The organism is Streptomyces gilvus (assembly GCF_022513565.1).
Taxonomy (GTDB): domain Bacteria; phylum Actinomycetota; class Actinomycetes; order Streptomycetales; family Streptomycetaceae; genus Streptomyces; species Streptomyces gilvus.
Genome location: NZ_JAKWBE010000067.1, coordinates 1 through 1,861, shown reverse-complemented (window position 1 = coordinate 1,861; position 1,861 = coordinate 1). Strand labels below are relative to the sequence as shown.

Below are 1,861 nucleotides of genomic sequence, written 5' to 3'. Positions count from 1 at the left end.
AGAGCGTCCCGGTCCGGGTCGGCGTAGACGGCCACGCTCGCGATGCCGGCGTCCCGACAGGCGCGGGCCACGCGGACAGCGATTTCGCCACGGTTGGCGATGAGCACCTTGCGCACGATTGAGGCTCCCTCCTTGAAACAAGCCGAGTTTAGGGACTGCCGACGAGGCACTTCGACCCGTCCCCAATGGTGAGCTTGCCCACACGGAGAGTGATTCGAGGCTCGCTCGACCCGCGAAATCCCTTGTCGTACCCAGGTACGCAGGACTCCTCCCGGCAACCCTAGCTCTCCCATGTGGTCAAGGTCTCTGTGAGAGCGTGCTGCGGGCCACTCTGTTTCTTTGTGGAGTCCCTACGAATGGCCCAATGATTCTTTGCGGTCGGCACAACCCTTGTCCCGGGGTTTACCCGTTAGTAGCGTTCGCGATTGGATCGAAAGGTACTGGGAGTAACCCGAACTTGGCTCGAGAGTGGGTGGGGACCGGTGGTGCGCAGGCCGGTGGCGTGGGTCGTGGCGGTCGTCCTCTTCGTCGAGGCGTTCGGGGTCGCCGCGCTGAACTGGTTCCTCGGGATCGTCGTCGACCGCCAGGACATGTCCCTGGCCGGCCTCGACCCGGACACGATGTCGCTGTCCTCGAAGATCGGCGGGATCGTCTTCGGCCTCTACTACGCGCTGTGCGGCCTGGTCGCGCTCCTGGTGGCGATACGCGACCGCCCCGCGGCCGGCTTCGGCCGCGTCCTGCTGATCAGCGCGGCGGTCGTGCACGCGCTCCTCGCGGCCCTGGTGTGGGGGCTGGTGGGCTGGCCCGCGTTCGTGTTCATGGTCGTGGTGCTGGCCCTCATCGTGCTGCTGCTGATGACCTACGAGGCACCGGCCGAGCTCGCCGACACGCCGCCCGTCGACGAGCCGGGGCCCGAGGGCGACGAGGGCTCGCCGGTCACTTCTCCGCCGGCGCCCACAACTCCGTGATGCTGACGCCCAGTTGGGCGAGAAGCTTGCGCAGCAGGGGGAGGCTGAGGCCGATCACGTTGCCGTGGTCGCCGTCGATGCCCTCGATGAACGGCGCGCTGCGGCCGTCCAGGGTGAACGCCCCGGCCACATGGAGGGGTTCGCCGGTGGCGACGTAGGCGGCGATCTCCTCGTCGGTGGGGTCGCCGAAACGGACGAGTGTGGAGGCCGTGCCCGACACGTACCGCTTGCTGCTGGTGTCCCAGACACAGTGCCCGGTCTGGAGCGTCCCGGCCCGGCCGCGCATCGCCTTCCAGCGGGCGGTGGCCTCCTCGGGGTCCGCCGGCTTGCCAAGCGCCTGGCCGTCCAGTTCCAGCACGGAGTCGCAGCCGATCACCAGGGCGCCGCTCACCTCAGGCCGGGCGGCGACGACGGAGGCCTTGGCCTCGGCGAGGGCGAGCGCCAGTTCGGCGGGGGTGGGCGCGGTCACGGCGTCCTCGTCCACGCCGCTCACGATGACCTCGGGGTCCAGGCCGGCCTGGCGGAGCAGGTTCAGCCGGGCGGGGGACTGGGAGGCGAGGACGAGACGCCTGCGGCGCTGTGCGGTCATGCGGTCAGATTAGTCAGGTCCGGCCGCCTCGCTCACCTCAGGCGGCCGCCGCCCTCACCTCAGGCCGATCACGATCATCGCCAGGACCATGGCCAACGCCATGAGAATGCCGAGCCGCCGCAACATGTCCTGCGTTTCGCGCAGTTCCTCGGGCGGCTCGTTCTCGGGGTCGGACCACAGCATGTCACCAGCGTGGGGCTTGGCCGGGCTACGGCGCCTGAGTACGGGTACTCAAGTTGAGCCCGGCGCTGTCCTGCCGTGCGCCCACGAGGCGGAGCCGCATATCGATACAGCCCCGCGCCCC

At 69.2% G+C, this 1,861-nt stretch carries 4 protein-coding genes; 1 reads left to right on the top strand and 3 read right to left on the bottom strand.

The features are described 5' to 3' along the window. Nucleotides 1–116 (bottom strand): biotin carboxylase N-terminal domain-containing protein (locus tag MKW14_RS40610; protein WP_141708051.1); only part of this gene is annotated, 116 nt, incomplete at its 3' end. A 366-nt stretch (nucleotides 117–482) separates the two neighbouring features. Here MKW14_RS40610 and MKW14_RS40605 point away from each other — a divergent pair. Further along, a complete protein-coding gene (locus MKW14_RS40605) occupies nucleotides 483–968 on the top strand; it encodes a hypothetical protein (protein WP_240871801.1) in 486 nt (161 codons plus the stop codon). Here MKW14_RS40605 and MKW14_RS40600 read toward each other — a convergent pair. Beyond that, nucleotides 937–1,557, bottom strand: a complete 621-nt coding sequence (locus tag MKW14_RS40600) for a nucleoside triphosphate pyrophosphatase (protein WP_240871799.1) — start codon at nucleotides 1,555–1,557, stop codon at nucleotides 937–939. The genes MKW14_RS40605 and MKW14_RS40600 overlap by 32 nt on opposite strands. Nucleotides 1,558–1,611: 54 nt before the next feature. Further along, nucleotides 1,612–1,740, bottom strand: a complete 129-nt coding sequence (mmpB, locus tag MKW14_RS41190) for a morphogenic membrane protein MmpB (protein ID WP_276623359.1) — start codon at nucleotides 1,738–1,740, stop codon at nucleotides 1,612–1,614. Nucleotides 1,741–1,861: the final 121 nt, after the last annotated feature.